The 26,064-nt window shown below is 69.4% G+C and carries 28 protein-coding genes; 9 read left to right on the top strand and 19 right to left on the bottom strand.

Annotated elements, in window-relative coordinates:
• Window positions 1-15: 15 nt before the first annotated feature.
• Window positions 16-2,082, bottom strand: coding sequence for a capsular polysaccharide biosynthesis protein (locus tag E4M01_RS12630; RefSeq protein ID WP_245158266.1), 2,067 nt, complete (start codon window positions 2,080-2,082; stop codon window positions 16-18).
• A 149-nt stretch (window positions 2,083-2,231) separates the two neighbouring features.
• A complete protein-coding gene (locus E4M01_RS12625) occupies window positions 2,232-2,801 on the bottom strand; it encodes a YqgE/AlgH family protein (protein ID WP_135064223.1) in 570 nt (189 codons plus the stop codon).
• Between the two features lie 116 nt (window positions 2,802-2,917).
• Here E4M01_RS12625 and E4M01_RS12620 point away from each other — a divergent pair, with 116 nt between their 5' ends.
• Window positions 2,918-3,406 (top strand): peroxiredoxin, encoded by a 489-nt coding sequence (locus tag E4M01_RS12620; protein ID WP_135064220.1) that lies wholly within the window; start codon window positions 2,918-2,920, stop codon window positions 3,404-3,406.
• A gap of 48 nt (window positions 3,407-3,454) precedes the next feature.
• A complete protein-coding gene (locus E4M01_RS12615) occupies window positions 3,455-3,895 on the top strand; it encodes a very short patch repair endonuclease (protein WP_135064217.1) in 441 nt (146 codons plus the stop codon).
• Here the strand turns inward: E4M01_RS12615 and E4M01_RS12610 are convergent.
• The 5 genes from E4M01_RS12610 to E4M01_RS12590 all read right to left on the bottom strand — a co-directional run bounded on the left by E4M01_RS12610 (window position 3,856) and on the right by E4M01_RS12590 (window position 8,424).
• Complete coding sequence (locus E4M01_RS12610) at window positions 3,856-5,733, bottom strand: ATP-binding protein (protein ID WP_135064214.1); 1,878 nt, start codon at window positions 5,731-5,733, stop codon at window positions 3,856-3,858. The two genes, E4M01_RS12615 and E4M01_RS12610, sit on opposite strands and share 40 nt — an antisense overlap.
• A gap of 62 nt (window positions 5,734-5,795) precedes the next feature.
• On the bottom strand, window positions 5,796-6,827 hold the full coding sequence (locus tag E4M01_RS12605; protein WP_135064211.1) for a quinone-dependent dihydroorotate dehydrogenase: 1,032 nt from the start codon (window positions 6,825-6,827) through the stop codon (window positions 5,796-5,798).
• Window positions 6,824-7,168 (bottom strand): DUF952 domain-containing protein, encoded by a 345-nt coding sequence (locus E4M01_RS12600; RefSeq protein WP_245158265.1) that lies wholly within the window; start codon window positions 7,166-7,168, stop codon window positions 6,824-6,826. The genes E4M01_RS12605 and E4M01_RS12600 overlap by 4 nt, the downstream gene beginning before the upstream one ends.
• The gene (locus E4M01_RS12595) at window positions 7,165-7,671 is read right to left on the bottom strand and encodes a histidine phosphatase family protein (RefSeq protein WP_135064209.1); all 507 of its coding nucleotides are present in this window, start codon (window positions 7,669-7,671) and stop codon (window positions 7,165-7,167) included. The genes E4M01_RS12600 and E4M01_RS12595 overlap by 4 nt, the downstream gene beginning before the upstream one ends.
• Before the next feature lie 9 nt (window positions 7,672-7,680).
• Window positions 7,681-8,424 (bottom strand): methyltransferase domain-containing protein, encoded by a 744-nt coding sequence (locus E4M01_RS12590; RefSeq protein WP_135064206.1) that lies wholly within the window; start codon window positions 8,422-8,424, stop codon window positions 7,681-7,683.
• Between the two features lie 47 nt (window positions 8,425-8,471).
• On the opposite strand from E4M01_RS12590, the gene gloB reads away from it, so the two are divergent.
• Window positions 8,472-9,200: a hydroxyacylglutathione hydrolase gene (gene gloB, locus E4M01_RS12585; protein ID WP_135064204.1), complete on the top strand. Its 729-nt coding sequence runs from the start codon at window positions 8,472-8,474 to the stop codon at window positions 9,198-9,200.
• Here the strand turns inward: gloB and E4M01_RS12580 are convergent, their stop codons facing one another.
• From E4M01_RS12580 to E4M01_RS12570, 3 genes are all read right to left on the bottom strand, one after another.
• A complete protein-coding gene (locus E4M01_RS12580; RefSeq protein WP_245158264.1) occupies window positions 9,201-9,932 on the bottom strand; it encodes a DUF4908 domain-containing protein in 732 nt (243 codons plus the stop codon).
• Window positions 9,933-10,032: 100 nt separating this feature from the next.
• Window positions 10,033-10,758 (bottom strand): acetoacetyl-CoA reductase, encoded by a 726-nt coding sequence (gene phbB / locus E4M01_RS12575; protein ID WP_135064199.1) that lies wholly within the window; start codon window positions 10,756-10,758, stop codon window positions 10,033-10,035.
• 78 nt (window positions 10,759-10,836) lie between these two features.
• Window positions 10,837-11,901: an NAD(P)-dependent alcohol dehydrogenase gene (locus tag E4M01_RS12570; protein ID WP_135064197.1), complete on the bottom strand. Its 1,065-nt coding sequence runs from the start codon at window positions 11,899-11,901 to the stop codon at window positions 10,837-10,839.
• Between the two features lie 175 nt (window positions 11,902-12,076).
• Here E4M01_RS12570 and E4M01_RS12565 point away from each other — a divergent pair, with 175 nt between their 5' ends.
• Both E4M01_RS12565 and E4M01_RS12560 read left to right on the top strand, forming a co-directional pair.
• Window positions 12,077-12,481, top strand: coding sequence for a cupin domain-containing protein (locus E4M01_RS12565; protein ID WP_135064194.1), 405 nt, complete (start codon window positions 12,077-12,079; stop codon window positions 12,479-12,481).
• Window positions 12,482-12,534: 53 nt separating this feature from the next.
• Entirely contained in the window at window positions 12,535-14,082 is a 1,548-nt protein-coding gene (locus E4M01_RS12560) for a bifunctional GNAT family N-acetyltransferase/carbon-nitrogen hydrolase family protein (RefSeq protein WP_135064191.1), read from the top strand.
• Here the strand turns inward: E4M01_RS12560 and E4M01_RS12555 are convergent.
• From E4M01_RS12555 to chpT, 4 genes are all read right to left on the bottom strand, one after another.
• The gene (locus E4M01_RS12555) at window positions 14,079-15,956 is read right to left on the bottom strand and encodes a M20/M25/M40 family metallo-hydrolase (RefSeq protein WP_135064188.1); all 1,878 of its coding nucleotides are present in this window, start codon (window positions 15,954-15,956) and stop codon (window positions 14,079-14,081) included. The two genes, E4M01_RS12560 and E4M01_RS12555, sit on opposite strands and share 4 nt — an antisense overlap.
• A 73-nt stretch (window positions 15,957-16,029) precedes the next feature.
• Window positions 16,030-16,842 carry a protein-glutamate O-methyltransferase CheR gene (locus E4M01_RS12550; RefSeq protein WP_135064185.1) on the bottom strand — a complete coding sequence of 271 codons (813 nt, stop codon included), beginning with the start codon at window positions 16,840-16,842 and terminating at the stop codon, window positions 16,030-16,032.
• Window positions 16,839-17,210: a PleD family two-component system response regulator gene (locus E4M01_RS12545; RefSeq protein ID WP_135064182.1), complete on the bottom strand. Its 372-nt coding sequence runs from the start codon at window positions 17,208-17,210 to the stop codon at window positions 16,839-16,841. Before E4M01_RS12545 ends, E4M01_RS12550 begins: the two co-directional genes overlap by 4 nt.
• A gap of 81 nt (window positions 17,211-17,291) precedes the next feature.
• Window positions 17,292-17,972: a histidine phosphotransferase ChpT gene (gene chpT / locus E4M01_RS12540; RefSeq protein WP_135064179.1), complete on the bottom strand. Its 681-nt coding sequence runs from the start codon at window positions 17,970-17,972 to the stop codon at window positions 17,292-17,294.
• A 62-nt stretch (window positions 17,973-18,034) separates the two neighbouring features.
• On the opposite strand from chpT, the gene cysQ reads away from it, so the two are divergent.
• Window positions 18,035-18,817, top strand: coding sequence for a 3'(2'),5'-bisphosphate nucleotidase CysQ (cysQ, locus tag E4M01_RS12535; RefSeq protein ID WP_135064176.1), 783 nt, complete (start codon window positions 18,035-18,037; stop codon window positions 18,815-18,817).
• On the opposite strand, the gene E4M01_RS12530 is transcribed toward cysQ, so the two are convergent.
• The 4 genes from E4M01_RS12530 to E4M01_RS12510 all read right to left on the bottom strand — a co-directional run bounded on the left by E4M01_RS12530 (window position 18,814) and on the right by E4M01_RS12510 (window position 22,308).
• A complete protein-coding gene (locus tag E4M01_RS12530; RefSeq protein ID WP_135064344.1) occupies window positions 18,814-20,055 on the bottom strand; it encodes a hypothetical protein in 1,242 nt (413 codons plus the stop codon). The two genes, cysQ and E4M01_RS12530, sit on opposite strands and share 4 nt — an antisense overlap.
• Window positions 20,056-20,162: 107 nt before the next feature.
• The gene (locus E4M01_RS12525) at window positions 20,163-20,513 is read right to left on the bottom strand and encodes a hypothetical protein (protein WP_135280329.1); all 351 of its coding nucleotides are present in this window, start codon (window positions 20,511-20,513) and stop codon (window positions 20,163-20,165) included.
• Window positions 20,514-20,583: 70 nt separating this feature from the next.
• Window positions 20,584-21,570: an RcnB family protein gene (locus tag E4M01_RS14580; protein ID WP_245158263.1), complete on the bottom strand. Its 987-nt coding sequence runs from the start codon at window positions 21,568-21,570 to the stop codon at window positions 20,584-20,586.
• A 153-nt stretch (window positions 21,571-21,723) separates the two neighbouring features.
• A complete protein-coding gene (locus E4M01_RS12510) occupies window positions 21,724-22,308 on the bottom strand; it encodes an RcnB family protein (RefSeq protein WP_135064167.1) in 585 nt (194 codons plus the stop codon).
• 154 nt (window positions 22,309-22,462) lie between these two features.
• Between E4M01_RS12510 and E4M01_RS12505 the strand changes: the two genes are divergently transcribed.
• Both E4M01_RS12505 and E4M01_RS12500 read left to right on the top strand, forming a co-directional pair.
• Window positions 22,463-23,182: a glutathione S-transferase family protein gene (locus E4M01_RS12505; protein WP_135064165.1), complete on the top strand. Its 720-nt coding sequence runs from the start codon at window positions 22,463-22,465 to the stop codon at window positions 23,180-23,182.
• 217 nt (window positions 23,183-23,399) lie between these two features.
• Window positions 23,400-23,705: a sel1 repeat family protein gene (locus E4M01_RS12500; RefSeq protein ID WP_135064162.1), complete on the top strand. Its 306-nt coding sequence runs from the start codon at window positions 23,400-23,402 to the stop codon at window positions 23,703-23,705.
• Here E4M01_RS12500 and E4M01_RS12495 read toward each other — a convergent pair.
• Window positions 23,702-24,424 (bottom strand): polysaccharide biosynthesis/export family protein, encoded by a 723-nt coding sequence (locus E4M01_RS12495; RefSeq protein WP_135064159.1) that lies wholly within the window; start codon window positions 24,422-24,424, stop codon window positions 23,702-23,704. The two genes, E4M01_RS12500 and E4M01_RS12495, sit on opposite strands and share 4 nt — an antisense overlap.
• A 110-nt stretch (window positions 24,425-24,534) precedes the next feature.
• Between E4M01_RS12495 and E4M01_RS12490 the strand changes: the two genes are divergently transcribed.
• A complete protein-coding gene (locus E4M01_RS12490; protein ID WP_135064156.1) occupies window positions 24,535-26,028 on the top strand; it encodes a Wzz/FepE/Etk N-terminal domain-containing protein in 1,494 nt (497 codons plus the stop codon).
• Window positions 26,029-26,064 lie beyond the last annotated feature (36 nt).

The following is a 26,064-nucleotide window of genomic DNA, read 5'->3' as shown; positions in this document are numbered from 1 at the left end:
CGATGGCGAACCCTCTCAATAGGACGGCCGCGGGGCCCGGTCGAGGCTCGCCATCAAGCCACGCCACCAACGGCGCACGCGTCCGCGCGGCGGCGGCGGCAGGGGGCGGTCGCGCGCCGCGATCAAGGCCTCGACAAGGTCCTCGGCCTCGCACGGCCAGCCGTCCGGCGTGACATAGATGGGGTAGTCGATCAGGGCGGCGTTCACGAGGGCGTCCAGGCTGGCGGCGCGCCCCCGGCGCGGGAAGTCCAGCTGATCCTCCGTCAGCCCCCAGCCGGCGTAGAAGGGCCGGCCATAGACGCTGACCCGCTTGCCCCGCAGCAGGGCCTCGAAGCCGGACAGTGAGGTCAAGGTCGCCAGCCGGTCGCAGGCGTTCAGGCAGTCGACGATGTCCAGCCCGTCTGCCACCGCATCCACCTCGGACATGGCCGAGGCGTCCAGCAGACCCGGCCGGTTGCCCGCCAGCACGTCGGGGTGGTTGCGCCAGATCAGGAAGGCGTCGGGATGATCGCGCCGCGCAGCCTGGACAAGGGCGGAGTTGGTGCGGATGTCCGGCCCGCAGCCCAGCAGGATCGAGCGGTCGTTCTCGACCTGGCCGACGACCAGCAAGCGTTCGCGGTCGGTCGGCCAGTCGGCGGGCGCGCCGTCGCCCTTCAGATTGTATTTCGACAGGCCGGCGTCGACCACGCGGGCGCGCAGGCGGGCGGCGCGGGCCAGACGCTCGGCCGCGGGCTCGCCGGCCGCGATCAGGCTTTCCAGCCGGCTGGGCTGGGACGGATCGTAATAGACGCCCTGATCGTCCAAGGCGACGGACAAGGCGCCGAAGAAGTCGGACCCCAGGCCGCGCGAGCGGATGAAGCCGTCTTCGATCCGCACGGTCGGTCCGTCAAAGGCGGCGGCGGCTTGGCGCGTCGTCTCGCTCTCCTTGCCCGCCCACCAGACCAGGCGGCCGGTGTTGTCCTGTGCCGCCTTCACCGCCGCCGAGGCGCGCCAATAATAGCGCAGGTCGGTGCGCGGCCCGTTCAGCAGGCGACGGATCGCCGGACGCTTGGCCGGGGCGAAACCCACGCCGGCCCAGAAGCCCTCCAGCCGCCGCGCCCGTCCCTCCAGGGCGATCAACCGATCCAGCGCCTGCTCGGGCTGGCAAGGCTCTCCAGTGACTGGATCGACATAGCGCGGCAGGCGGATCAGGGCGGCGGCGGCTACCGTCTCGATGTCGCGCGCCATCCCGCGTCGGGTGATAGGCGCCGCGTCCGTGGTCAGGCCCCATCCGGCATAGAAGGGCGCGCCGAAGCTGCGCACCGGCAGGCCGCGAAGCAGGGCCTCGAATCCCAGGCCGCTCGTCACGCACCAGACCGCGTCCACCTCGGCCAGCAGATCAGCGGGGCGCACGTCGGCGTCGATCACGGTCAGGCCGTCCAGCAGGCGGTCGGGAATGCAGCCGCGCTTCTTGCCCGCCGCCACCGCCGGATGGCGTTTGACGATCAGTTGAGCGTCCGGCTCCTCGCGCCGGGCGGTCGCGACCATGGCGACAAAGCTTTCGGGCCCAGCCAAGCCGTTCGAGATCGAGGCGTCGCCGAGGGTTTGATCCACGATCAGGACGCGCCGTCCGGGCTTCAGGATCGACCGATCCAGCGGCCCTCCCATATTGGTTTTGGACAGACCCGAGGCGACCAGCCGGTCGATCAGGGCGCGCGACCCGGCGCGCATCTCCGCATCACACCAGTCGGGTCCGGAGGCGATGGCCTCTTCCATGCGCGAAGGACGCGTCGCGTCGTAGTAGACGCCGAGGTCGTCGGGCAGGACGCTGAGGCTGGTCGCACCGGCCTCGCCCAGACCGATGGAGCGGATCAGGCCGTCTTCCAGCGCCACATAGGGCAGGCCGCGCGAGGCCGCCCAGCGCCGTCCCGCCGCTGCGGTGGGCTTCAGCCCCCAGCCGATGACGGCGCGCACGTCCGGGCCCGGCGCGACCCGCAGTTCGTACTCGGGCAGGAACCGCTCCAGGAACGGCACCTTCAGCACCCCGGGCGCGCACACCCAGGCCGGAATGGGCCGCTCGGTCTGAGGGGAGGGGATCGTCAAGGTCTGTCCATGCAGGCTTTGAATCCGTGTAAGGCAGGCCATCACCTCCATACAACCCGCTCATCCCCGCGAAGGCGGGGATCCAGTCGGCGCCGGTCTCGACTTGGATTGTCTGGACCCCCGCCTTCGCGGGGGTGAGCGGGTGGGAGTTACGCCCGCCCGGCCTGGCCCGACAGCATGGCCGCATCAACGCCCAATCCGGCCAGGGCGCGGCTCCATTTGGCCTCGTGGTCGCCGTCGAAGATCAGGCCGACGTCAGCGTCGGCGGTCAGCCAGACATTCTCGCCCAGCTCCTCCTCCAACTGGCCTTCGCCCCAGCCGGCGTAGCCCAGCAGCAGCACCGAACGGCGCGGCCCGGCCACGGCGTCGGTCATGGCGATCAGGGCGTCGCGCGTGCCCGTCATGGCCAGGCCCTCGCCAAAGGGCAGGCTGGCCTCGTCATTCATCCAGTCGTCGGTGTGGAGCACGAAGCCGCGCTCCTTTTCGACCGGCCCGCCGATGAGCACAGGTCGAGCCTCTGCATCACCCAGCGCGGGCGTCTCCAGCTTGTCGAGAACAGTCTTCAGGGTGACGCCGGGCGCTGGCCGGTCCAGGCGCAGGCCCATGGCGTGATCCGGCCCATGGGCGCAGATCAGTATGACTGCATGTTCAAAACGGGGATCGCCGATGCCGGGCATGGCCACCAGGACCCGACCCGTCAGGGATTGAAATTCAACCATGCTCCTATCATCGGGTCGCGGCCGCCGTTCCGCAAGGCGACGCGACGTCTCGCGGGCGCTTGGCGACGGAACCGGACGGGCCTATCTCCGCTGTCGACCTGCAACGGAGACATCTCATGACGATCAAGACCGGCGACCGCATCCCCTCGGCCACCCTGACGACGATGACCGGCGAAGGCCCCAAGCCGATCACCACCGACGAGCTGTTCAAGGGCAAGACCGTGGCGGTGTTCGCCGTGCCGGGCGCCTTCACCCCGACCTGCTCGGCGCGCCACCTGCCGGGCTTCAAGGATCACCGGGACGACTTCGCCGGCAAGGGCGTGGACACGGTGGCCTGCGTTTCGGTCAACGACGCCTTCGTCATGGGCGCCTGGGCCCGCGAGAACGAGCTGGATGGCGAGAAGGACATCGTCATGCTGGCCGACGGCAATGCCGACTTCACCCGCGCCCTGGGTCTGACGCTGGACGCCAAGGGCTTCGGCATGGGCGAGCGCTCGCAGCGCTATTCGATGCTGGTCAAGGACGGTGTCGTCGAGCAGCTGAATGTCGAGCAGGGCGGCGAGTTCAAGGTCTCGTCGGCCGAGCACCTGCTGGGGCAGCTTTAAACGGGCGCTACGCTCGGCTCACGGAGCCTCGCGGCCTGGGCGCTTGAAATGACCGACGTCTTCAGCCCCGAGAAGCGCAGCGCCGTCATGCGGCGCATCAAGGGGCGGGACACGTCGCCCGAGCTCCATGTCCGTCGCCTTCTGCGGGCGGCGGGCGTGGGTTATCGGCTGGGCGGCTGCGGCCTGCCCGGCCGGCCGGACCTAGTGATGAAGGGGCGCAGACTGGCGGTCTTCGTCCACGGCTGCTTCTGGCACGGCCACGACTGCCCCCGCGGTTCCAGAAAGCCCAAGGCGAACGCCGCCTACTGGGCCGCCAAGATCGATCGCAACCGCCACCGCGACGCCGCCTCCGTCGCCGCGTTGGCGAAGACCGGCTGGCGGGTCGAAGTGATCTGGGAGTGCGAGCTCAAGGAAGGGTCGCAGAGGTTGCTGGCCTCGGTTGGCGTGAATCAGGCCGCCTCGGCTTCCGCGCCCTCAGAGAGCACCTGATTCAGCGCGCCGATCAGGGCGGCCGGCGTCAGGGGCTTGGAGACGAAATAGTTCATGCCGGCGGCCGTGCAGGCGGCCACGTCCTCGGGCGCGGTGTCCGCAGTGACGGCGATCACCGGGGTCGCGGCGTTGATCCCGCCGCCCGCGCGCAGCCGTCGCGTCGTCTCGCGGCCGTCCAGCTCCGGCATCCGCACGTCCATGAAGATGACGTCGAACGGCTCCGTCGCCGAAATCTCTAGCGCCTTCAGCCCGTCCACCGCCGTCGCGATGTCGCAGCCCAGCGGCTGCAGGATCAGCTGGACGGCGCGCCGGTTGATGTCGTGATCGTCCACGACCAGCACCCGCAACGGACGTTCGGCGTCCTCGATGTCTTCGTCGGCGGGCTCAGCCGGGCTGTTGATCGCTGCTGCGACGTCTTCGCCGGGCAGGGACTGGACCGGCGGCGGCGCCGGCCGAGCGGCCAGGGCTTTTGCGACGTTGGCTCGGCGCTCGTCATGTGCAGGCGCCGCGATGACGTCGCTCTCGGCGCTGGCCAGGCTCACGGCGACGGTGAAGCTTGCACCCCGGCCGGGGCGGCTCCGCGCCGTCAGCCGGCCGCCCATCAGCTCAACCAGGTCGCGGCTGATGGCCAGCCCCAGGCCGGTGCCGCCGAACTGGGCGCTGACGCCGTCGGCGGTCTGGTCGAAAGGTTTGAACAGGCGCGCCAACTGGGAAGGCGTCATGCCTGGGCCCGTGTCGGCGATCTCGACCACGATGGCGGTGCCAGACGGCTCCTCGGCCCAGGCGCGCAGCCGTAGGGTTATGGAGCCGTCGACTGTGAACTTCATCGCGTTGGAGATGAGATTGTTCAGCACCTGACGCAGACGCATGGCGTCGCCCCGCACCAGTCGAGGGACAGTCCTCGCGCCCTCGATCCGCAGGCGCAGACCCTTGTCCCTGGCCACGCCTGTCCACAGTCGGACCGTCTGCGCCAGCAGTTGACGCAGATCGAAATCCGCCGCCTCGACCCGCATGCGCCCTGCGTCCAGCTTGGCGTGGTCAAGCAGGTCGTCGAGCAAAGCCTTCATCATCAGACCAGCGTCCGTGATCAGCGCGGCGTTGGCTCTCGCGCCCGCGTCGCCGTGATTCAACTCGCTCGCACCGGTCAGAATGGCGCCGATCGGGGTTCGCAGATCATGCCCCACCGCCGCCAGGAAGGCGCTGCGCTCCGCGAGCACGCGCTCGGCCTCCTGGCGTCGTCTTTCGGCGTCAAGGCGAGCCTCGGCCTCGGCCAGATAAGCCTTGTTCAACTTCCGCCAGGTCGAGATGCAGAACATCGCATAGACGGCGACCGCGACGGAAACGGCGGTGACGAAGCCGGGCGGCGCCGCGTAGATCTTCATCATGACCGGCAGGCTGCCGAGATAGACGAAATGCGGCGCCGTCGTCAGAACCAGCACTCGAGGCGAGGCTGGAGCATTGATCATCGAATAGATCGAACCGGCGCAAAGCAGGATAGCCGCGCATATGCCGCCCATGGGCCCGCCGGCGATCCACAGCGGGATCGCTAGACTACCGAAGAACACGGAGTTCAGGGCCAGCATCGAGCCGCCCAGGATGGACCGCACCGGGCCCATTTCGTCCGTACGGCCGCTCGTGATGGGCTGGAATATCCACAGGTCCAGGAGTTGGATCAGAAAATAAAGACCGACCCAGACAGCCGCATAGGTCCAGCCGATCAGCGGGCTGAAGACCAGGGCGCTGGCCGCCCCCATGCACAGCCTTTGCAGCAGCGCCTTGCGGCGCTGGCGAAGAGCGGGGGCCCAGCCTTCCTGTCGAGAGGTGTAGGTCTTCGGCATCGGTGTTCCAGCGGGCAGGGTCGCCCAGGTCCGCACCATCCACCAGCGGCCCTAATGCTCCGTCAACGGCCGGCTCCGACGGCCTCCGCCACGCTGGAGAAACCCTCGGAGCGCAGGCGTTTGGCGAGGTCCGCGTTGATCCGCCGCACCAGGCCGGGTCCGCTGTAGACCAAGGCTGAGTACAACTGCACGGCCGAGGCGCCCATGCGAAGGCGGGCCAGCGCTTCTTCACCGCTGTCGATCCCTCCGGCCGAGATCAGCGGCAGACGGCCCTGCGCGGCCTCGACGGCGGCGGCCAGGGCGCGACGCGCGATAGGTTTCAGCGGCGCGCCCGACAGGCCGCCGCTCTCCGCGCGCTGGGGCGAGGTCAGCTCGGCTGGCCTCTCCAGCGTGGTGTTCGACACGATCAGGCCGTCGACGCCCCAGGCCAGGGCCGCCTCGACGATCAGGCGGATCTCGTCGGGGGTCAGGTCCGGCGCGATTTTCAGAAAGACCGGCTGCGGTCCCCGCGCCTCGGCCACTCGCCCCAGCAGGTCGTCGAGCGTCTCGCGCCCCTGCAGCGCACGCAGGCCGGGGGTGTTGGGCGAGGAGACGTTGATCGTGAAATAGTCGGCCAGTCCCGCCAGCCGTTTCAGGCCGGCGACGTAGTCGGCCGCCCTGTCCTTCGTATCCTTGTTGGCCCCCAGATTGGCGCCGACGATAACGCCGGGCGGCCGGCGGCTCAGCCGCGCAGCGAAGGCCTCCAGCCCGCGGTTGTTGAAGCCCATGCGGTTGATGACAGCCCGGTCTTCGGTCAGCCGGAACAGCCGGGGCCTGGGATTGCCGTCCTGAGCTCGAGGCGTGACCGAGCCGCACTCCACGAAGCCGAAGCCCAGTCGCGACAGGCCGCCGATGGCCTCGCCGTCCTTGTCCAGACCTGCGGCCAGACCCACCGGCGAGGGCAGTTGCAGCCCCGCCAGGCCCGTGGCCAGGATTGGGTCCGGCCTGGTGTTCGACGCCGGGGGCACGAGCGCCAGACCACGTACTGCGGCGCGGTGCGCCGTCTCGGGGTCGAGCCGACGCAGCAGGTCGGTTCCCAGGTCCAGAAGGCTCACGCCGGTTCGCCCCAGACGATCTCGCCGTCCACGACCTCGGCCGCCCGCGCCTGCGTCACCGCCGTCCGGGGCAGGTCGGCGAACAGGTGCGGGAACAGGGCGCCGCCGCGCGACGCCTCCCACTTCATCGCTTCGCCCAGCGGCGCCAGGTCCACGGTCAGGATCACCAGGTCGCGTCGGTCGGCGTAGTGGCGTCGCGCGGTCTCGGCCAGTTGGCCGGCGGTCGACATGTGGATGTAGCCGTCGGCCCGATCGACCTCGGACCCGCAATAGGCGCCGGCGGCCTGGAAGGCCGTCCAGTCGTCACGGCCCATGATCTTGAAGGCCTCGGTCTCGCTCACGCCGCGCCTCCGCCCAGGTCTCGCGGGGTCAGGAAGCCTTCGCAGGTCGGCCGGCCCGCCGCGTCGACCGAGAAGATGGCCGCCGCGCCGGTCGGAAATCCGGCCAGCCGCTCCATCATCGCCGGCGAGGCGGCGCCCTCAACCAGATAGTCGTGCGCCAACAGATGGACGCCCGGATTGTGCGCCAGGATCAGCAGGCAGCCGGCCTCCTCCTCTGCGGCCTCGACATGGCGGCGCAGGGTCTCGCTCTCGGCGTTGTACAGGGCCGGCTCAATCCGCACCTCGACATCGCCCAGCGCCTCGTGCGCGGCGTCCCAACTCTGGCGCGTGCGCATGGCCGAGGAGATAATGGCCAGGTCCGGCTTCAGGCCACGTTCGGCCAGGGCCCGGCCCATCAGGGCGGCGTCGGCCAGGCCTTGAGGCGACAGGGGGCGGGCGCGGTCTCCGCCGTCTCCGCCGGAGGCCTCGGCGTGGGCGTGACGCATCAGGATCAGTCGGTGCATGGGCCCCGCTTAATGCCGTTCGCGCGCGCTATCCAGCGCCCCTCTGGTCGCGGGCGACAGGACCGGCGCCGACAGAGCGGGCTTGGCCTGGGCGGACGGGCGAATGCGGGCGTAGGCCTGACGCGTCGCTTCCAGCAGGATCACGCCCGAGGCGCCGGGGGCGACGCGGCGTCCCACCTGCTCGAAGGTGTCAGCGAACCGCAGCAGCGGCGACCAGGGCGGGGCGTACAGGGTCTGGGACCAGGCGGTCGGCTCAAGCCCGGCGGCGCGCACCAGCTTTTCCAACTGCCCGCGCGTGAAGGGCCGGCCGTGGCCGAAGGGCGTGTTTTCCGACCGCGCCCAGAAGCCGCCGCGCGCCGCCGCCGCAAGGATGATCCGCCCCGCCGGGGCCAGGGCGCGGACGGCCTCGTTCAGCAGGGCTGCAGCGTCGTCGGCTTCTTCGAGAGCGTGGATCAGCAGGATGCGGTCGAAGGAGCCGGCCGGGAAGGGCAGGCGGCGGTCGTCGACCAGCAGGGTGCGGTTTCGCCCGACGCCCGGCCAGGCCTCGACCCCCTGGCCCGAGGGCATGGCGGCGACGATGCGCCGTGCGCCAACGAAAGCGTCCAGCCACGGGGTGGCGTAGCCTATGCCCAGCACGTCGCAGCTCGGCGCCTCGCCCCAGGCCTCGGCCAGGCGTCGCGCGAGCATGCGTCGCGCCAGCGCGCCGGCCGGCTCGCCGTAGAAGGCCCGCAACTCGTCGATGGAGCGCCGCATTGCCGCCAGTATAGGCCCGATGCGGCCCGGCCTGCTAGGATGCGCGAATGACCCTGGATGTGCGCCTCTTCCCCTGCCTGTCGGACAACTACGGATTCCTGATCCGCGACGCCGAGACGGGGCTTGTGGCGGCGGTCGACGCGCCGGACGCAGACGCGATCCTGGCCGATCTGCACGCCAGCGGCTGGGGCGGGCTGGACATGATCCTGAACACCCACTGGCACCCCGACCACACCGCCGGCAACGAACGGCTGAAGGCCGAGACCGGCTGCGAGATCGTGGGGCCGGAGGAGGTTCGCCGCGCCGCGCCGCTGGATCGCGTCGTGGCGGGCGGAGACGGGGTCGAACTGGGCGCGACGCGCTTCGAAGTAACCGAGGCCCCCGGCCACACCCTGGGCCATGTGGTCTATCGCTCGGAGCGGGATCAGGCCGCCTTCGTGGGCGACGTGCTGTTCGCCCTAGGGTGCGGGCGGCTGTTCGAGGGTACGCCCGAGCAGATGTGGACCAGCCTTCAGTCCCTCGCGGCCTGGCCGGACGAGACGGCCGTGTGGTGCGCGCACGAATACACCGCGTCGAACGCCCGGTTCGCCCTGAGCCTGGATGACAGCGCGGCGATGCAAGCGCACGCCGAGGCGATTTTCGCGGCGCGGGACCGGGGCGAGCCGACGGTGCCGACGACGATCGGGGTGGAGAAGCGCCTCAACCCCTTCCTCACGGCTCGCGATGTGCAGGAGTTCGCTGCCCGACGCGCCGCCAAGGACGCCTTCAAGGGCTGACTATTCGGCGAAGGCTTCGATGATCCGCGCGGATGAAGGCTTTCCGGCCGCGCCGCGCGAGGGGTCTGTCGTCACGCGCAGTTCGCCATTGCTGTAGGTGACGTTTGCGCGGTTGCCTTCCACGATGGTGATGACCCGGAGCCGCGACAGCCGGCCCCGCGCCGTGACCGATCGGGCCATGCGTAGCACAGCGTCGGTGGTCACCATCAGCGCATCGACCGCCAGGGCCTCAGAGCGATCGCCCGACAGGTTCACCTGCACCAGGTGTCCCAAGGCCTCGTTCAGCATGGAGGATCGGCGCAGCATCAGGCTGTGGAGCTGGAAAGGGCCGAGCGCCGGCGGCTCCAGGCTCTCACCGGGACCGACCATGGACACCGGCGAGCCCTGCGGCGCGCGCGGGCCGTAAAGGGTCATGCCGCCGTCGGGCGTGACGCGCAGGACCAGCTGTCCCGCATCGTTGCGATACAGCACGTCGCCGCGTGGAGCGGTCGAGGAGCGCAGCGCCCAGGTCTCGAGGCTGCGGTCGAACCGCAGCAGCGACGTCGATCCCGAGCGGTCGAGGACGAAGGTCTGGCCGTTCTCGGCCGTGTATCGGCCAACGGGTGGCAGGTTGCGGCTGAAGAAGCGGTCGCGCAACGAGCGGCTCTGCTGGGCCTGGGCGTTTGATTCCACCTGAGCAGAAGCCGGGGAAGGGGCGAGCGACAGCCCGCCGGCGATGACGACGAACGCCATCGCGGCCCAGAACGGCGTCGACGCCGACCTGTGCAAGCCCCAGAACATCATGATCGACTTGGTGAAACTCCCGCGCGGCGGATTTTGGGCGGGAGGAGCCTTAGCCGACCAGGTATTGACCGCCGTTCAACGACAATGTGCAGCCTGTGACATATCCGGCACGCTCGCCCGACAGCCAGCTGACCATGTCGGCGATCTCCTCACCTTTGCCGAGCCGTCCGACCGGGATCTGGGCCACGATGCCGGCAAGCACCTTCTCGTCCATGGCGCCTACCATCTCCGTGTCGATGTAGCCGGGCGCTATGCAGTTCACGGTCACGCCCTTGCGCGCGTTTTCCAGCGCCAGGGCCTTGGTGAAGCCGATCATGCCGGCCTTGGCGGCCGAATAGTTGGTTTGGCCGATCTGACCCTTCTGGCCGTTGATCGAGGAAATGTTGACGATGCGGCCGAAGCCGCGGGCGCGCATGCCCCCGATCACCTGGCGGGTCATGTTGAAGACCGAGTCCATGTTCACGCGGATGACGTCAGACCACTGGTCGTGGGTCATCTTGTGAAAGAAGCCGTCGCGGGTGATGCCGGCGTTGTTGATCAGCACGTCGATAGGGCCCAGTTCGGCCTCGACTTCGCGCACCGCGCGCTCGCAGTCCTCGAACGAGCCGACGTTGCCCTTGACCACCATGACGCCCAGCTCGCGGGCCGTCGCCTCGGCTGCGTCGACGTTGCCGGAATAGCCCGCAGCCACCGCCATGCCGTCTTCCTTGAGGCGTTGGACGATCGCCTTGCCGATGCCGCGCGTTCCGCCGGTGACGAGGGCCACTCGTGCCATGGTGTTTCCTTTTCCCGCTAGAGCCGCGTCTGACGCGCGGCCTTCGTCTTAAGACTTAGACCGGGGAAGGGTTCGGCCTCAACCGTCCAGGCGCGACATGTCGATGACGAAGCGATAGCGGACGTCGGACTTCTCCAGCCGAGCGTAGGCCTCGTTGATCTGATCCGGGGCGATGACCTCGATGTCGCAGGCGATGTCGTTGGCGGCGCAGAAGTCCAGCATCTCCTGGGTCTCGCGGATGCCGCCGATCAGGCTGCCGGCGACGCTGCGGCGACGCCACAGCAGGGGCATGGCGAACACAGGCAGGCCCTCGGTGGTCAGACCCAGCATGACCATGGTCCCGTCCTTGGCCAGCAGGTTCAGGTGGCCGGCGATCTCGTGGGTAGCCGAGACGGTGTTGATGATCAGGTCGAACTTCTCGGCGGCCGCCGCCATGGCCGCCTTGTCGGAGTTGATCAGGAAATGCTTGGCGCCCATGCGCTCGGCGTCGGCCTTCTTGCGGTCCGAGGTCGACAGCACGGTGACCTCCGCCCCCATGGCCGCAGCCTGTTTGACCGCCATGTGGCCCAGCCCGCCCAGCCCCACCACGGCGACCTTGGAGCCTGGCCCCACCTTCCAGTGGCGCAGTGGCGAATAGGTGGTGATGCCCGCGCACAGCAGGGGCGCGGCGGCGTCCAGCGGCAGGCTGTCGGGGATGCGCAGCACGTAGTTCTGATCCACCACGATGGCGCTGGAATAGCCGCCCTGGGTGATGGTCTGTCCGACCGCTGCGCCCTTGGGATCGGCTGAGCCGTAGGTCTGGGTCATCCCCGGCACGCAGTACTGCTCCTCGCCTTCCTGACAGGGGCGGCACTGGCGGCAGCTGTCGACCATGCAGCCGACGCCGACGCGGTCGCCGACCTTGAAACGGCTGACGTTCGCACCGACTGCGGTGACCACGCCCGCGATCTCGTGACCCGGCACGATGGGATAGCGGGTGCCGCCCAGATCGTTCTTCACGATGTGCAGGTCGGAATGGCAGATGCCGGAAAACTGGATCTCGATCGCCACATCGTCCGCGCCCGGATCGCGCCGGTCGAAGTTGTAGGGCGTCAGCGGCTTGTCGGCGGCGGTGGCGGCGAAGGCGCGGGCGGCGATGGGCATGACGGGCCTTTCGAGCGGGGTTCAGACGAAAAAAAGAGCGTCCGAATGGTGTGAATAGTCTGAAATCAGATGCGGCCGAGCAACGAACCTGGCGCCGCCCGGCGTCGGAAGCGGTCTGGAGTGTAGTTGCGCACGCATCGAACCCGGCGCAAGTTCGCAAGGGAGAGGAATGTGCATGACTGACCAACGCACTCGACCGATCGTGCTCGGTCCCGGTGAGGGCCGCACCTATGCGATGGGCGCCATGCGCGCCGTGTTCAAGGCCGACGAGGACGAGACGGGCGCGGCCTACTCCATTTCTGAATGGTGGCTGGAGCCGCATAGCGAAGGGCCTGGCCCGCACAGCCACGAGGCCAACGACGACATCTTCTACGTCATCGAAGGCGTGATGAGCTTCCGTCTCGGTGAGGACTGGATCGACGCCGAAGCGGGATCCTTCGTGCGCGCCGCGCCGGGCGTCACTCACGACTTCGCCAACCGGACCGGCAAGCGAGCGGGCGTGTTGAACCTCTATGTGCCAGGCGGCTTCGAGCGCGACATGCCGGCCATTGTGAAATGGTTCGCTGACAACGAGAAATAGGCGTCGACGGCGGTGCAGGGTGATCCAATGGTCAAGCTGTGCGTTCGGACGCCATGACAAAGAAAAGCCGTCCCGCCGTCCTCACAATTCGCAACGCCCGCCTGTCGGACATCGACGCCATCAGCGCGCTGGTGGCCAAGGTCTACAAGGACATGCCGGCCTATACGCCTGGCATGCTGCGCGGCCAGATATCGGCCTTTCCCGACGGGCAGTTCGTCGTGGAATACGAAGGCGACATCGTCGGCTATGCGGCCGGCTTCCGCATCGATGAGGCGGCCGCCATGGGGCCGCACACCTGGACCCAGATCACGGGCGGCGGCTATGCGGCGCGCCACGATCCGACCGGCGACTGGTTTTACGGCATGGAGGTCTGCGTCGATCCGGACCGACGCCGCCTGCGCATCGGCCAGCGCCTGTATGACGCGCGCCGCGACCTGTGCGAGGCCCAGAACCTGAAGGGCATCGTCTTCGGCGGCCGCATGCCCGGTCTGTCGAAGAAGAAGAACCCCTATCCCGAGCCCGAGGCCTATCTGGACGCGGTCACGGCCCGCAAGGCGAACGACCCGGTCATCGGCTTTCACCTGCGTTCGGGTTTCGAGCCCATCGGGGTGCTGAAGAACTATCTCGGCTCGGACAAGGAATCGCGCGGCAATGCGGCGCATATGGTGTGGCGCAACCCGTACTACGCCGAGGTCACCGGCAAGGGCGCGGCCTTCGCCACCAAGGAGACGGTGCGGGTCGCCACCGTCCAGCTGCAGGCCCGCAAGGTCGAGAGCTTCGACGAATTCATCTCCAACATCGAATACTTCGTCGATGTGACGTCGGACTACCGCTCAGACTTCGTGGTGTTTCCCGAGCTTTTCACGCTCCAGCTGCTGTCGCTGGAGTCCAAGAAGCTGACGCCGGCCGAATCCATCGAGGCGCTGACCCGCTACACGCCGCGCTTCACCGAGGCGCTGCGCAAGCTGGCGGTGGAGTACAACATCAACATCATCGGCGGCTCGCACCCCACGCGCACCGACGACGGCGACATACAGAATGTGGCCTATGTCTTCCTGCGCGACGGCTCGGTCCATGCGCAGGAGAAGATCCACCCAACGCCGAACGAGCGGCATTGGTGGAACATCAAGGGCGGCGACAAGGTGCACGCCATTCCGACCGACTGCGGGCCCATCGGCGTGCTGATCTGCTACGATTCGGAGTTTCCGGAGCTGGCGCGGCGCCTGGTCGACGAGGGCGCGCGGATGCTCTTCGTGCCCTTCTGCACCGACAACCGTCAGGGCTATCTGCGGGTGCGCTATTGCTCCCAGGCCCGGGCGATCGAGAACCAGTGCTACATGGCGCTGTCGGGCAATGTCGGGAACCTGCCCAACGTCGAGAACATGGACATCCAGTACGCCCAGTCCTGCATCCTGACGCCGTGCGATTTCCCGTTCGCGCGCGATGGCGTGGCGGCCGAGGCGTCGGAAAACGTGGAGACGGTCACCGTGGCCGACCTGGACCTGTCGGATCTGGCCTGGGCCAAGTCGCAGGGCACGGTGCGCAACCTGCGCGACCGCCGTTTCGACCTCTACAAGACCGTGTGGACCGATGGCGGCTAAGCCGTCGCGGCGGGTCGCTCGGGTTCGATCACCCGGGCGGCGCCGCTGACGCCCAGCGCCAGGATCAGGCTGATCGCGGCGGCGACGGCCATCGGCCTGGCGAAGCGCGCGGACGCCGCCAGCGGGCGCAGGGTCAGCAGCATCAGCAGGCCCATCAGGGCCAGTACGCCCGGCAGGTCCATGCCGACGCCCAGGAAGGCGCTGTGGCCCAGGCTCATCAGCCAGCCGCCGGTCAGCACCGCCAGCACGGCCGCAGGCATCAGGGCGAGCCAACGCTCCAGCCGCACGTCGATCAGCGCCGCCAGCGCCGCGGCGAAGGCGGCGGCCACCAGCGGCCAGATCAGCAGGAAGGCGGCCTCGGGCGCGACGGCCTGCAAGGGCGCCGCAAGCAGCAGAACGAGACCGATCAGCCCGAGCCAGCCGCCCCACGTCGAGGCCGGCCCACGCGGCCACAGCGACAGGCCCACGGCCGCCACCGTGGCGCCGGCTATCACCGGGCTGAACCCGCCGAGGCCCAGGGCCAGCACCGCCAGAACGGCCAGCACCAGCGCCGTCAGCCGGGAGGACACGCCCCCACGACCGCCCAGCAGCATCAGCGCCGCCGCCAGCACCGCCAGAGCCGCGCCAGCCTCCATCCACGGCAGTCGCCGCAGCAGGGTGTAATAGGCGTCCGCTGATCCGATCCGTCCCGTCAGCGGCCCCGCCAGCACGCGCGCAGCCTGGGTCGCCACCAGGCCGGCGGCCACCAGCCAAATCCCCGTAAGCGCGCCCTTGCCCAGGTCGGCCAGCGTCAGGCCTGAGCCTCGGCGCGCGCGCCAGGCCGCGAAGCCCCCCAGGCCGGCGGCCAGCGCCCACAGCGCCCAGCCGACGTTGACCGGATGGCGCACGAAGACTTTTCCGTACAGGTCCGAATAGACCACATTGGGCGTGGCGGATGGCAGGCGCGGGGCGTTGGCGTGCAGGTCCGCCGCCTCCAGCGCCTGAGAGCCGATGTGCTGGACACTGCCTTCGTCCAGCGCCTCCGCCGTGGAGACCGGCGAATGATAGTGCGACGGTCGACCGATGAAGGCGAAGTTCAGACCGCCGATTCCGCGATCCTTGGACACTGTGAAATCGGTGCCGTTGGGCATGTTTTCGTACATGAACACGGCCAGGGCGTTGGAGATGACCCCGCCCGTGGCGCGAGGCGCCGCGCGGGCCAGCAGGGCGACCGTCTCGCCGTTGCCGCGCCCGGTTTCGAACATCAGGGCGCGTCCGCCGCCGCCGCGCGCCTCCAGATTGATCACGGCGCCGATCCGGTCGCGCAGCGGATGCTCGCTGAAGAAAACGCGCGCGCCGTCCAGGTTCAACTCCTCGGCGTCGGTGAACAGCACCACGACGTCGCGCGCCGTCTCGCCGCGCGCACGCAAGGCTCGGACGATCTCAAGAATGGCGGCGACGCCCGTCGTGTCGTCCGCAGCGCCCGGAGAACCCGGCACAGTGTCGTAGTGCGCCATCAGCAACAGGGGCGGGGCCTGACGGTCCCGACCCGGCAGCACGCCGATCAGATTGGTCACGCCGGCCAAGGCCGCCTCGGGCCGACCGTCGCGCTCCAGCCGCCGCACGGCCGCCGGCGACAGCACCCCCGTCTGCGTCTCTGGGGACAGGCCGAGCTCATTCATTCGGATCAGGAGCAGGTCGCGCACCCGCGCGTGATCCGCCGAACCGACAGGGTGAGGGTTCCGCGCGATCTCGCGGATGTCGACCATGGCGCGCGCGGCCGAAAACTGGGTCGCGGGCGCGTCGGCGGGCAGGGGGCGCGGCGTCTGCAGGCTGACGATCGCCAGCGCTAGCGCCAGGAGCATCGCCCCGATCAGAAGTCCCAACCGCGCCATCGCCGCCTCCCCCGAAACAGAGGCCGCAGTCAGCCTCTCATCCCACGGCGATGCAAGCGATGATCGTCGCGGATCAGGCCGCGCGGCTGAAGCGGGTCGGCGCCTTCACATACAGGCCCTCGCGGCCGACCACGGGGCGGAAGGCCACCGTCTCGCCGTCAGGCCGCTCGCCTAGACCCAGGAAGAGGCAGCCGTCGTCCATCAGACGCGCCTCTATTGAGTCCAGCACCTGCGCCCGGCGCGCGGGCTCCATGTCGCTGAGCACATAGCGGCAGAAGATCACGTCGTAGCGCGCGGCGTCGGCCGTTTCATCCAGCAGGTTCGCGCGATCGAAAGCGATGGAGGCGCGCAGTTCGGCGCGGGCGCGCCACTGGTCGTCCTCGGGGCGGAAGCCGCGCAACATGGTCGCCGCCGACAGGCCGCGCTGAATCTCGAAGGCGGTGTACAGCCCGCTGCGCGCCTTTTCGATCGCGCGCTGCGACAGGTCGACGGCGGTGATTTCGGCGCTCACGCCCGCGTCGGCCGCGGCCAGGGCGAGGGAATAGGCCTCCTGACCGGTAGAACAGCCAGCGGCCCAGATGCGCACCGCCCGGCCGCGCGCCTGGCCCAGGGCCGGCAGCATCTCGCGCGCCAGGGTGTCGAACGGCTGTCGATCGCGCCGGAACCAGGTCTCGGCGTTCAGCAGGGCCTCGACCACCGACCAGCCCAAGGTGTCGGCCTGTCGCTCCCACAGGACGGCCAAGAGGGCCTCGACACTGGCGAAACCCTCGCGGCGTGCGATGGGTCCCAGGCGGTGCTCGGCCAGGTGCATTCGGTCGCGCGTCAGCCGCAGGCCGGCTCGGGCGGCGGTCAAGCTCTGCAGACGCGCGAAGTCCTCGGGTGTCATGCAACCCCCGCCTCGGCCAGCTTGGATTGCAGGATTTCGCCGTCGAAGGGCTTCATGACGTAGTCGTCAGCCCCGGCTTCGAGCGCTTCCTGGATGCGCTCCACCGCCGTTTCGATGGTGCAGAACAGCACCTTGGGGCGCTCGCCGCCCGGCTGGGCGCGCAGCCGGCGCAGGAAGGTGATGCCGTCCATCACAGGCATGTTCCAGTCCAGCAGAACCAGTTCGGGCATCATGGCGGAGCAATAGGCCAGCGCCTCGGCGCCGTCGCCGGCCTCGTCGACTTCGAAGCCGAGCCCTTCGACGATCCGCCTGGACACCTTGCGGATGATCCGGCTGTCGTCGACGATGAGACAGGTTCTGACGTTCACGAACAACGATCCAGGGCGCGGACCGGCGCCCGCGATACTCGATTCAAGGATCGCACCCTAGGCGTTAACGAGCGGTTGGAATCAACCCTGTTGCGGCAGATCGGCCAAGATGGTCACCAGCCCGTCTTCGACCGTCGCCGCCAGCCGCCCGCCGGCTTCGCGCGCGGTCAGCCACAGCCAGTAGGGCTGGATCCACTGACCCTGCAGCCCCTCGGTCAGCGCCTGGCCCTTGAATCCCGCCACAGCCTCGGGTTTGAGGCGCGCGCGGGGGCCCTCGGCGAGACCAGCCAAGACGAGACGGCCGTTCTCGCTGCGGGCCGTCACCGTCGCGACGCCGCCGGTCGGCAGGGCGGCGAGTGTGAGCCAGGCGAGATTGACCAGGGTCCGCGCCGCAGACTTGTCCACAGTCTGATCGTCGATGCGCCAGCGCAGCTCGGCGCGTCCACCCTCGTTCAACCCTGCGACAAGATCGCGCAAGCTATCGGTGCGGAAGCTTTCGCTGGTTGTGGAGGCGCCAAAGGCGACCCGTGCGAAGTGCACCAGGGCCACCATCTTTCGCGACGACTGGCTGATCAGGGCCAGGGCGTCGTCGCGCATGTCGGCCGCCGACGGATCGTCCAGCAGGTCAAGGCCAGAGGCGATCGCGCCGGCCGGGCTGATGAAGTCGTGGCACAGCTTGCCCGCGACCAGGGCGGCAAGATCAACGCCTTCGGGCAGGGCGGAAGCAGCGGCGGCGGGCGGGGTCTCAGGCGTGTCGAGCATGGCGCGGACCGTGCCCTGATTTGTCGTTTCGGGGAACCGGGCGAATGGTCTATCCAGCGAGGATGAGCCGCTCTCTGTCACAGGACCTCGCCTCGGGCGAACTCGCCGAGCTTCTCTCAGAGATCGCCGAGGCCGCCGCCGAAGTCATACTGCCCTATTGGCGATCGGGGGTGACAGCGCAGGCAAAGGCCGACGACAGCCCGGTCACCCAGGCCGACCGAGAGGCGGAGGCGCTGATCCTGTCGCGGCTGCGCCAACTGTGGCCGGCCGTGCCCGCCGTGGCCGAAGAGGACTGCGCCGCCAACGGTCCGCCGGCGCCAGGTCCGCTCTTCTGGCTGATCGATCCGCTGGACGGCACCAAGGGCTTTGTCCAGGACCGCGAAAGCTTCACCGTCAACATCGCCCTGATCGTGGACGGCGCGCCTGTAGCCGGGGTGGTCAGCGCGCCCGCGACCCGCATCACCTGGCGCTCGGGGGCGCCGGGCGGCGGGGCGTTCCGGCGAGCCTACGGCGAGGCCTGGCGGCCGATCCGGGTGCGGCCTCGACCGGACGAGGGCGTGGCGCTGTTGAGCCACAGCCTGACCGATGACGAGGCGACCCGGCTTGCGGCGAGGCACGGCTGCCGCCGCTGGCAGGGCATGGATTCTTCGCTGAAGTTCTGCCTTCTGGCGGAAGGTCGGTTCGACGTCTATCCGCGTGTCGGCCCCACGTCGGAATGGGATACGGCGGCCGGCCAGGCGGTGTTGGAGGCCGCCGGCGGGCGCGTGGTGGTCGAGGACGGCCGGCCGCTTCGCTACGGCAAGCCCGATTGGCTGAACGGCGCCTTCGTCGCCATGGGCGGCTAGGGGACGACGGCCGAATCCAGCAGGCGTTCGGCGCGCCAAGCCAGAAGGGGCGCCGCCTGTTCGCGCGCGCAGAGCGCAGCCTCAGCCAAGATCAAACCCAAGGCGTGCGGCTGCGCGCCGGTCAGCCGCTGGCGCGCCAGGGCGGTCTCGGCCACGGCCACCTGGGCGCCTGCCCAGTCCAGCGCGCTGGGGCCCGCGCGCAGTCGATCCAGAAGCCGGGCTTCCAGCGTCGCCAGCCCCGCCAGATCGCCGTCGGCCTCAGCGAGCCGGGCCTCCTCGCGCCAGCGGGCGATGGCGGCGAGGGCGCCCACCACCAATCCAGAGCCTGCGGTCAGGGCTTCGGCGCGCGCCAGGTCCAGCAGGTCCGCCCCGCCCGACTCGGCTCTAACGACCTGGATCGCCGCCCAGTCCAGAGGGCTGTGGTCCGGCGTGAACTGCTTGGCTGCAGCCTCGAACAGCGCATCCGCCTGGCGGCGCGCTTCGACATGATCGCCAAGGTTCGCCAAGGCGCTCATTCCGGCGGCGCACAGAACCAGGGCGCGGGCGCGGGTCAGGGGCCGATAATCCGGCGACGCCGCCTGCACGAGATCCCGAAGGTCCTGACCGGCCCTGTCCAACAAGCCCGTGTCTCGCGCCTCGACGCCAAGTTCGAGCGCCAGCGACGCCCGATCCAGCCGCAGGGCGTCTTCATCCATGCCCTGCGCGGAGCCCAGAGCGGCCACGGCGGCGTCGAGCGCGCTGAGAGCGGCGCGCTTCATCTCCGCCGAGCCTTCAAGCCGGGCCTGTCGCGCGGCGGCGGCGGCCCGTGCGGCGGCCAGGCTCAACGCTGTCTGACCGGACTTGGGCTCCGCCGCCTGATTCAATCCTCCTAGAGCCCGAGCCAGGGCGCCGAGCCCGCCGCAGAGGTCAAAGCGAAGCAGTTCGACCCGCGCCGCCTCGATCGCGGCCCGCGCCGCCTCATCGCCCGTCTTTGCCGCCCGAGCGGCGTAGGCGGCGGCGCGCTGGGCTCGCTCCAGACTGCCGTTGCTGCCGGCGCGACGCGCATGCTCCCGCCACAGTCGGGCCGCGCGAAGTTCGGCTTCGAACGGGCGCGGGCACGAGACGCGTCCGGCGTCTACAGACTGTTGGCGCGCTTCGGTTTCCAGAAGATCGACGCCGATCAGCTCGAGCCACGCCAGATCATCGCTTTCGCGCGCCTGAGCGAACAGCTTTCGCAGATCGCGACCGAACTCAAACATGGGCGCTGCAGTCTCCATCGTCCCGTCGCGGCACAGGTCGCCGCGCTCCGGATCGTTCATGCAAACGCAGAGCCGCCGAGCCGGTTCGGCTTGGCCGTAGATCGATTTCAGCCCATGTCGGGCGTCGCAGCCCGGCACCGGGCCAGGGTGGCGCGGGCCTCCGGATCCTCACCGGAGAGGCGAGCCGAGGCCTCTGCGCGCTCGCGCTCCTGATCGGCGGCGACACGCGCGGGGTCGAGACCGGCCAGCTCGGCGGCGCGGGCGGCGGCCAGCGACCAGTACAGCCCCGCGTCGTAAAGCGCGTCGTCGGGAGCATCGGCCGGACTCAGCCGCGCCGCTGCTTCGACCAGCGCCTCGCATCGTTTCGCTTCACGATAGCCTGACGGCGAGATGGTCACGCGCGGGGCGGCGTCCTGCGCGGCGACCGCGAGCGCGATTGCGGCCGTGGTCATGAACATTCGAAGTCTCCTGAGGCGTCGCAGCGATCGGCTGAAGCGGTCGCACGCGGCTGAAGATGAAAGAACGCCGTCACCAACGCCAGGCGTCGTGGATGGCCTCGATCACATAGCCGTCGAAACGGTCGACAAGATAGATGCTGTTGTCGACGAAGACCCACATGGTCCCGGCTGGCGGCCAAGGCAGGCCCCAGCGTTCGAAATCCCGGATTTCGTAGCGCCAGAAGATCGAAGGCAGGAACTGGCCTTCGTAAAATCTCTGGCCCCAATAGCTGCGCGGGACGCTGTAGTAGCCGTAGCCCGGCGCGAAGTAGAAGCCGATGCGCACCCCGCTCCAGCCCCGGAACGACCGGTCGTTGCGCCACCAGTCCGCCCGAGCGTGACGGCGGTTCCAATCGCGCTGCCATTGATCGCGGCTGAAGCGCTGGCGGAACTCGCGGTGGTCGCGATCCCGGTCGCGGTTCCAACCGTTGTCCGGCCGGTTGGGCCGGTCAGGGCGATCCGGTCTATCGGGCCGGTTCGGACGATCAGGGCGATTGGGCTGGCCGGGACGGTTCCAGCCGCTGTCCGGCCGACCCGGCCGGTTCCAGCCGTCGGAGCGGTCGGGACGACCGTCCGCTCCCGGCCGGCCCGGGCGTTCGCCGCTGGGGCGGTCGGGGCGCTGCGGGCGCTCGCCGTCGGGACGAGACGGACGGTTGGGGCGCGCGCCTTCAGGCCGGTCCGGCCGGCTGGGGCGCTGGCCGTCGGGCCGGTCCGGGCGGTTGGGACGGTCGCCATCCGGGCGGGACGGCCGCTGCGGCCGCTCGGCTCGGGATTGTTCTGGCCGCGCCTCCGGCCGCTGACGTGACGGGCGTTCCTGAGCGCCGCCGCCGGGTCGCTCCGCGCGCGGACGCTCGGGTCGGGCGGACTGACCGTCGCCGCCGCCACGCCGGCCTTCGCCGCGCGAGCCCCTGTCGGGACGGGCGCTTTCGCCTCGGTCCTGGGCCAGGACGGTCAGGGGCGCGGCAGCCGGAACGGCGAAGGCCGCGAGCGCCGAAAACACCATCAGGGTGCGCTTCATTGGACAAGGTCCCCGCACGCCCGGCATGGGCGGCTCGTGCACCAGACTGACGTTTGCTAGCTGAATGGCCGCTGAACAGTGCTCAACGATCACACAAGAAAAGGCCTCCCAGACCGAAACCTGGGAGGCGGAGTTCAGACGACGACTTGAAGATCAGAAGACGTTGTAGAGCACGCTCGCGATCAACCCGGTGGCCACGGCCATCAGTACGATGTCGCTGCCGGCGTGGACGTAGCGGTAGCCACGCGGCGCGGGCGGCAGATTGTAGAAGTACGGGTCATTGACGTAGTAGCCGCGATATGCGGGCGGCAGATAGGATCCGCGCGTCCAGCGATAACCGTAGTAGCGGGGATCGACCCGGTAATAGCCGCGCCCCGGTGCGTACCAGTAGCCCTGACGCGCGCCGCGATAGTCGCGGAAGTCGGGCCGGCCGCGCCACCAGTTCGGATTGCCGCGGTCCCAGCGGGCGGGCGGGGCGACGTGGCGGGGCGGGGGCGGACCCCGGAAATCGCGGCGGTCGTTGCGACGGTCGTTTCTGTAGTCGCGGCGGTCGTCGCGGCGATCTTGGCGCCATTCGCGACGATCTTCCCGTCGATCCTGGCGGAAGTCGCGGCGGTCGTCGCGCCGGTCCTGGCGCCATTCGCGCTGGTCGTTTCGGCTTTGAGCCTGAGCGATCATGGGGACGGCGGTCGTGGCCATGGCGACAGCGACGATCGCGGCCTGGGTGAGACGTTTCATCGAAGCACTCCATCTGGGCCGATCGGCGGCGGCCCCGTTAAGCATGGGCGCACGATCGGACCGAGCGCATGAACTCGTCCTGAACAGGTCTGTCAGCTTGCGGGACCAGGCTGCACGCCCCAGATCGGGGGCAGGCCTTGCAGGAGACGCGCCCATGCCCCGCCCGATCGAGCTTTGGTACTGGCCCACGCCCAACGGCTGGAAGGTGTCGATCGCGCTGGAGGAGATGGGGCTGTCCTATGAGCTGAAGCCGGTGAACATCGGCGCGGGCGAGCAGTTCGAACCGGCCTTCCAGGCCATCAGCCCTAACGGCCGGATGCCGGCGATCGTCGATCCCGACGGACCGGACGGCCTGCCCCTGTCGATCTTCGAGAGCGGGGCGATCCTGCAGTATCTGGGGCACAAGTCGGGTCGCTTCTATCCCCGCGACGCGCGCGGCAAGGCCGAGGTGGATCAGTGGCTGTTCTGGCAGGTGGGCGGTCTCGGCCCCATGGCCGGCCAGACCCATCATTTCCGCCAGTATGCGCCCGCCCTGATCCAGGACCAGCGCCAGCTCGCCTACGGCGTGCGGCGCTACACCGACGAGACCCATCGGCTCTATGGCGTGCTGGACCGCCGCCTGCGGGACCGGGATTATGTGGCCGGCGACTATTCCATCGCGGACATGGCCATCTGGCCGTGGATCCTGCCCAGCCATCAGGGACAGAACCTGGAAGAGTTTCCGCATCTGGCGGCCTGGCTGAAGCGCGTCGGCGACCGTCCGGGGGTTCAGGCGGGCAGGGTGCTGGGCGACGATCTGCGTCGCGACCTGGGCTCTGCGGGCAAGGACGCCGAGCAGGCGCGCAAGGTGCTGTTCGGTCAGCGCGGACGCTGATTGATATTCCGTCTCCCCGGCGACGGCCAGGGAGACGGTGTTTGGAAGGCTTTGGAAATCAATCTCTCCAAGCCATGAAGCCCCCGCTTCGCCGTTCATCTTTCGTTGGCGAAAAACATTGGGCGGCGCCCGTCGTCGTTAAGACTAACGCAAATAGCGCGGGTCTTTGATCGTCTCATCGCGGCGCCAGAACGGTCGCCGCCTGGAGACTGAGCCGATGACCGCGCACGAAACCGCGCCGCTGACCGCCCAGGCCGACACCGGCCTGCCCCTGCCGACCGCCGACATGGACGGCGACGCCCTGTTCCGCCTGGGCCTGTCCTATTCCACCGGCCAGAACGGATGCCCGATGGATCGGGTGTCCGCCCACATGATCTTCAACCTGGCGGCCCTGAAGGGCTCGGTCGAGGCGCGCGTCTATCGCCGCGAGATGAGCCAGGAGATGGAGCGTGAGGAACTGGCCGAGGCTCAGAAGGCGGCGCGTCGCTACATCGACGCCGGCGTCGTCAACCTCGCGGCCTAAAACGACGCGAAGCCGTTGCCGCCGCCGATGGCGTAGCTGAAGCCGATCGGCAGGGCGCTGCGCACCTGGGTGAAGAAGGCGGCCAGTTCGCCCAGGGTCGAGCGCGGCACGAAGACGATGTCGCCCCGCCGCACCGCCACCGCCTCGCCGCGACGCGGCCGCAGGTCGATGGGGCGGATCATGCGCACGCCGCCCGGACCACGCCGAATGAGCGCCGCCTGGCCCGAGCGCGCGGTGGGCAGGACCCCGCCGGCCATAATGACCGCCTGGGTGGCGTCAATGTCGCCGACCATCTCATAGACGCCGGGCGTGCGGACCTCGCCGTCGACCCAGACGCGGATCGGCCCGGCCTGGCGCAGGGTCACCTCGACAACCGGGCGACGAAGCTGGCTGGCGTAGGCTGTGGAGACGTCATTCTCCAGCTCGGCCAAGGTGCGGTCCGCCGCCATCACTTGGCCGACCAGGGGCAGGGCGACCCGGCCGTCAGGCCCGACGCGCAGGGTGCGGGTCAGCTCGCTGGCGGTCGGCGTGGCGATCTCGATCTCGTCGCCGGGATAGAGCAGATACTCCGGCTCGGCGTCCGTCCAGTTGGCGAACTCTATCTCGGGGAAGCCGGGGTCGTAGGCGATCGGGTCGCGGCGCGCGACGGACGCGGCCCCGCAGCCGGCCAGGGCGGCGGAACCCATCAGGGTCAGAAACAGACGGCGGTCGAGCGACATGGCGATTCCGGATCAGTCGCCCTCAGGCTGACCAATCATGGGTAACGGGCGGTTAACGGCAAGGCCTCAAAGCTGGCGGTCTCGCCCGCCCGAAGGATTCGGCACGCCCCATGCGCAAGACGGCCGCCGTCATAACCCGCCCGCGCTACGGCGTGCTGGACGTGATCGGCCTGCTGTTCCGCGAGCTGCTGCTGATGATCGTGGTCTTCCTGGTCATCGCCGGGATCGGCCTGGCGGTCGTGCTGACCCTGCAGAAGACCTACACCGCCAGCGCCAGCGTCTTCGCAGGCGTTGGCCAGGAATACGTCTATCAGCCGCGCGTCGGCGTGGCGGAGCGCACGGGCCAGACGCCCATGGCCGACGAGGTGGCCCAGGCCGAGGCCGCCATCCTGCGCAGCCAGGAAGTGCGTCAGCGCGTCGTGCGCGCCCTGGGGCCGCGCGTATTCCAGGGCGACCGCCCCTCCACCGCTGCGCCGGCGAAACAGGAGGCTGATGCGCTCAAGGTGCTGACCGACGGCCTCGGCGTGGCGACCACGCCGGGCAGCGCCGTGATCGGGCTGACCTACGAGGCGTCCGATCCCGTTGTCGCGGCGCAGGTGCTGAACGCGGTGGTCGATCAGTATCTGGTCTACCGCCGCGAAGTCTTCCAGGACCGCGCCACCCCCGCCATCGCCAACCAGCGTGAGGTGTTCCAAGACGAGCTGGCGGCGGCGGACCGCACCTATGAAGCCTTTCTGTCGTCAAACCGGATCGGCGACTTCGCCACGGCCAAGGAGACGGCGGCGACGACCTATCAGACGGTCTTCGCGGAGCGGATGAGCCAACAGGCGGCTCTGAACCAGGTCGACCGCCGGCTTCAGACATTGATCGCCCAGCAGGACCGCACTCCGCCTGAGATCGCCCTGCAGCAGGATTTGAACATTTCGGCCCAGGACCAGATCCTGCAGCTGCGCACCGAGCGCGAGCAGTTGCTGGCCCGCTATCAGCCCGATGCTCAGCCGGTGCGCGACATCGAGACCCGCATCGCCCAGCTTCAGGCCTATGTCGCCACGGGGACCGCCGTGGGCCCGCGCGAGGTCCGAACCGGGCCCAATCCGATCTGGGTCGAGCTGGAAACGAACCGCATCAACACTCAGGCCGAGCGGGATTCGATCCGTGCCCGGCTGGCGGTTCTGGACCGTCAGGTCGAGGATCTGCGCCAGCGGCTGGCCACCCTGACCCAGCTGGAATCCGAGAATGCGACCCTGGCCGGCGCCCGCACCGTGCTGAGCGATTCCGTGCGCGAGTTCCAGCAGCGCGAGACCCAGAGCCGCGCCGACAGCGGACTGGTGGCGGCGGGCGCCGACAATGTCACCGTCATCGAGCGCGCCCAGCCGCCGACGCGCGGACGCAGCCTGAAAGTTCCGCTGCTGGCCGCCGCCATCCTGTTCGCCGGCTTCACCGCCCTGTGCGTGGGCCTGGTCCGGGTGTTCTCGCGCCGAGGCTTCGTGACCCCGGCCACGGCCGAGCGGACGCTGGACCTCCCTGTCCTGGCCGTGGCCGATGACAAGCGCGCGCGAACCGCAGGCAAGCGACGCGCCGACGCCGAACCCGCCCCAGCGTGATAGGCTCGTTTCCCGTATCACGCGCGTGACGATTCG

This window comes from Brevundimonas sp. MF30-B (assembly GCF_004683885.1).
Taxonomy (GTDB): domain Bacteria; phylum Pseudomonadota; class Alphaproteobacteria; order Caulobacterales; family Caulobacteraceae; genus Brevundimonas.
This window is presented reverse-complemented; position numbering and strand designations above follow the sequence as displayed.

Coding starts and splice junctions, on each gene's coding strand:
- E4M01_RS12625 (WP_135064223.1), bottom strand. CDS start 2,801: ATGGTTGAATTTCAATCCCTGACGGGTCGGGTCCTGGTGGCCATGCCC.
- E4M01_RS12620 (WP_135064220.1), top strand. CDS start 2,918: ATGACGATCAAGACCGGCGACCGCATCCCCTCGGCCACCCTGACGACG.
- E4M01_RS12615 (WP_135064217.1), top strand. CDS start 3,455: ATGACCGACGTCTTCAGCCCCGAGAAGCGCAGCGCCGTCATGCGGCGC.
- E4M01_RS12610 (WP_135064214.1), bottom strand. CDS start 5,733: ATGCCGAAGACCTACACCTCTCGACAGGAAGGCTGGGCCCCCGCTCTT.
- E4M01_RS12595 (WP_135064209.1), bottom strand. CDS start 7,671: ATGCACCGACTGATCCTGATGCGTCACGCCCACGCCGAGGCCTCCGGC.
- E4M01_RS12590 (WP_135064206.1), bottom strand. CDS start 8,424: ATGCGGCGCTCCATCGACGAGTTGCGGGCCTTCTACGGCGAGCCGGCC.
- gloB (WP_135064204.1), top strand. CDS start 8,472: ATGACCCTGGATGTGCGCCTCTTCCCCTGCCTGTCGGACAACTACGGA.
- E4M01_RS12580 (WP_245158264.1), bottom strand. CDS start 9,932: ATGGCGTTCGTCGTCATCGCCGGCGGGCTGTCGCTCGCCCCTTCCCCG.
- phbB (WP_135064199.1), bottom strand. CDS start 10,758: ATGGCACGAGTGGCCCTCGTCACCGGCGGAACGCGCGGCATCGGCAAG.
- E4M01_RS12570 (WP_135064197.1), bottom strand. CDS start 11,901: ATGCCCATCGCCGCCCGCGCCTTCGCCGCCACCGCCGCCGACAAGCCG.
- E4M01_RS12565 (WP_135064194.1), top strand. CDS start 12,077: ATGACTGACCAACGCACTCGACCGATCGTGCTCGGTCCCGGTGAGGGC.
- E4M01_RS12560 (WP_135064191.1), top strand. CDS start 12,535: ATGACAAAGAAAAGCCGTCCCGCCGTCCTCACAATTCGCAACGCCCGC.
- E4M01_RS12555 (WP_135064188.1), bottom strand. CDS start 15,956: ATGGCGCGGTTGGGACTTCTGATCGGGGCGATGCTCCTGGCGCTAGCG.
- E4M01_RS12550 (WP_135064185.1), bottom strand. CDS start 16,842: ATGACACCCGAGGACTTCGCGCGTCTGCAGAGCTTGACCGCCGCCCGA.
- chpT (WP_135064179.1), bottom strand. CDS start 17,972: ATGCTCGACACGCCTGAGACCCCGCCCGCCGCCGCTGCTTCCGCCCTG.
- cysQ (WP_135064176.1), top strand. CDS start 18,035: ATGAGCCGCTCTCTGTCACAGGACCTCGCCTCGGGCGAACTCGCCGAG.
- E4M01_RS12530 (WP_135064344.1), bottom strand. CDS start 20,055: ATGTTTGAGTTCGGTCGCGATCTGCGAAAGCTGTTCGCTCAGGCGCGC.
- E4M01_RS12525 (WP_135280329.1), bottom strand. CDS start 20,513: ATGTTCATGACCACGGCCGCAATCGCGCTCGCGGTCGCCGCGCAGGAC.
- E4M01_RS14580 (WP_245158263.1), bottom strand. CDS start 21,570: ATGAAGCGCACCCTGATGGTGTTTTCGGCGCTCGCGGCCTTCGCCGTT.
- E4M01_RS12510 (WP_135064167.1), bottom strand. CDS start 22,308: ATGAAACGTCTCACCCAGGCCGCGATCGTCGCTGTCGCCATGGCCACG.
- E4M01_RS12505 (WP_135064165.1), top strand. CDS start 22,463: ATGCCCCGCCCGATCGAGCTTTGGTACTGGCCCACGCCCAACGGCTGG.
- E4M01_RS12500 (WP_135064162.1), top strand. CDS start 23,400: ATGACCGCGCACGAAACCGCGCCGCTGACCGCCCAGGCCGACACCGGC.
- E4M01_RS12495 (WP_135064159.1), bottom strand. CDS start 24,424: ATGTCGCTCGACCGCCGTCTGTTTCTGACCCTGATGGGTTCCGCCGCC.
- E4M01_RS12490 (WP_135064156.1), top strand. CDS start 24,535: ATGCGCAAGACGGCCGCCGTCATAACCCGCCCGCGCTACGGCGTGCTG.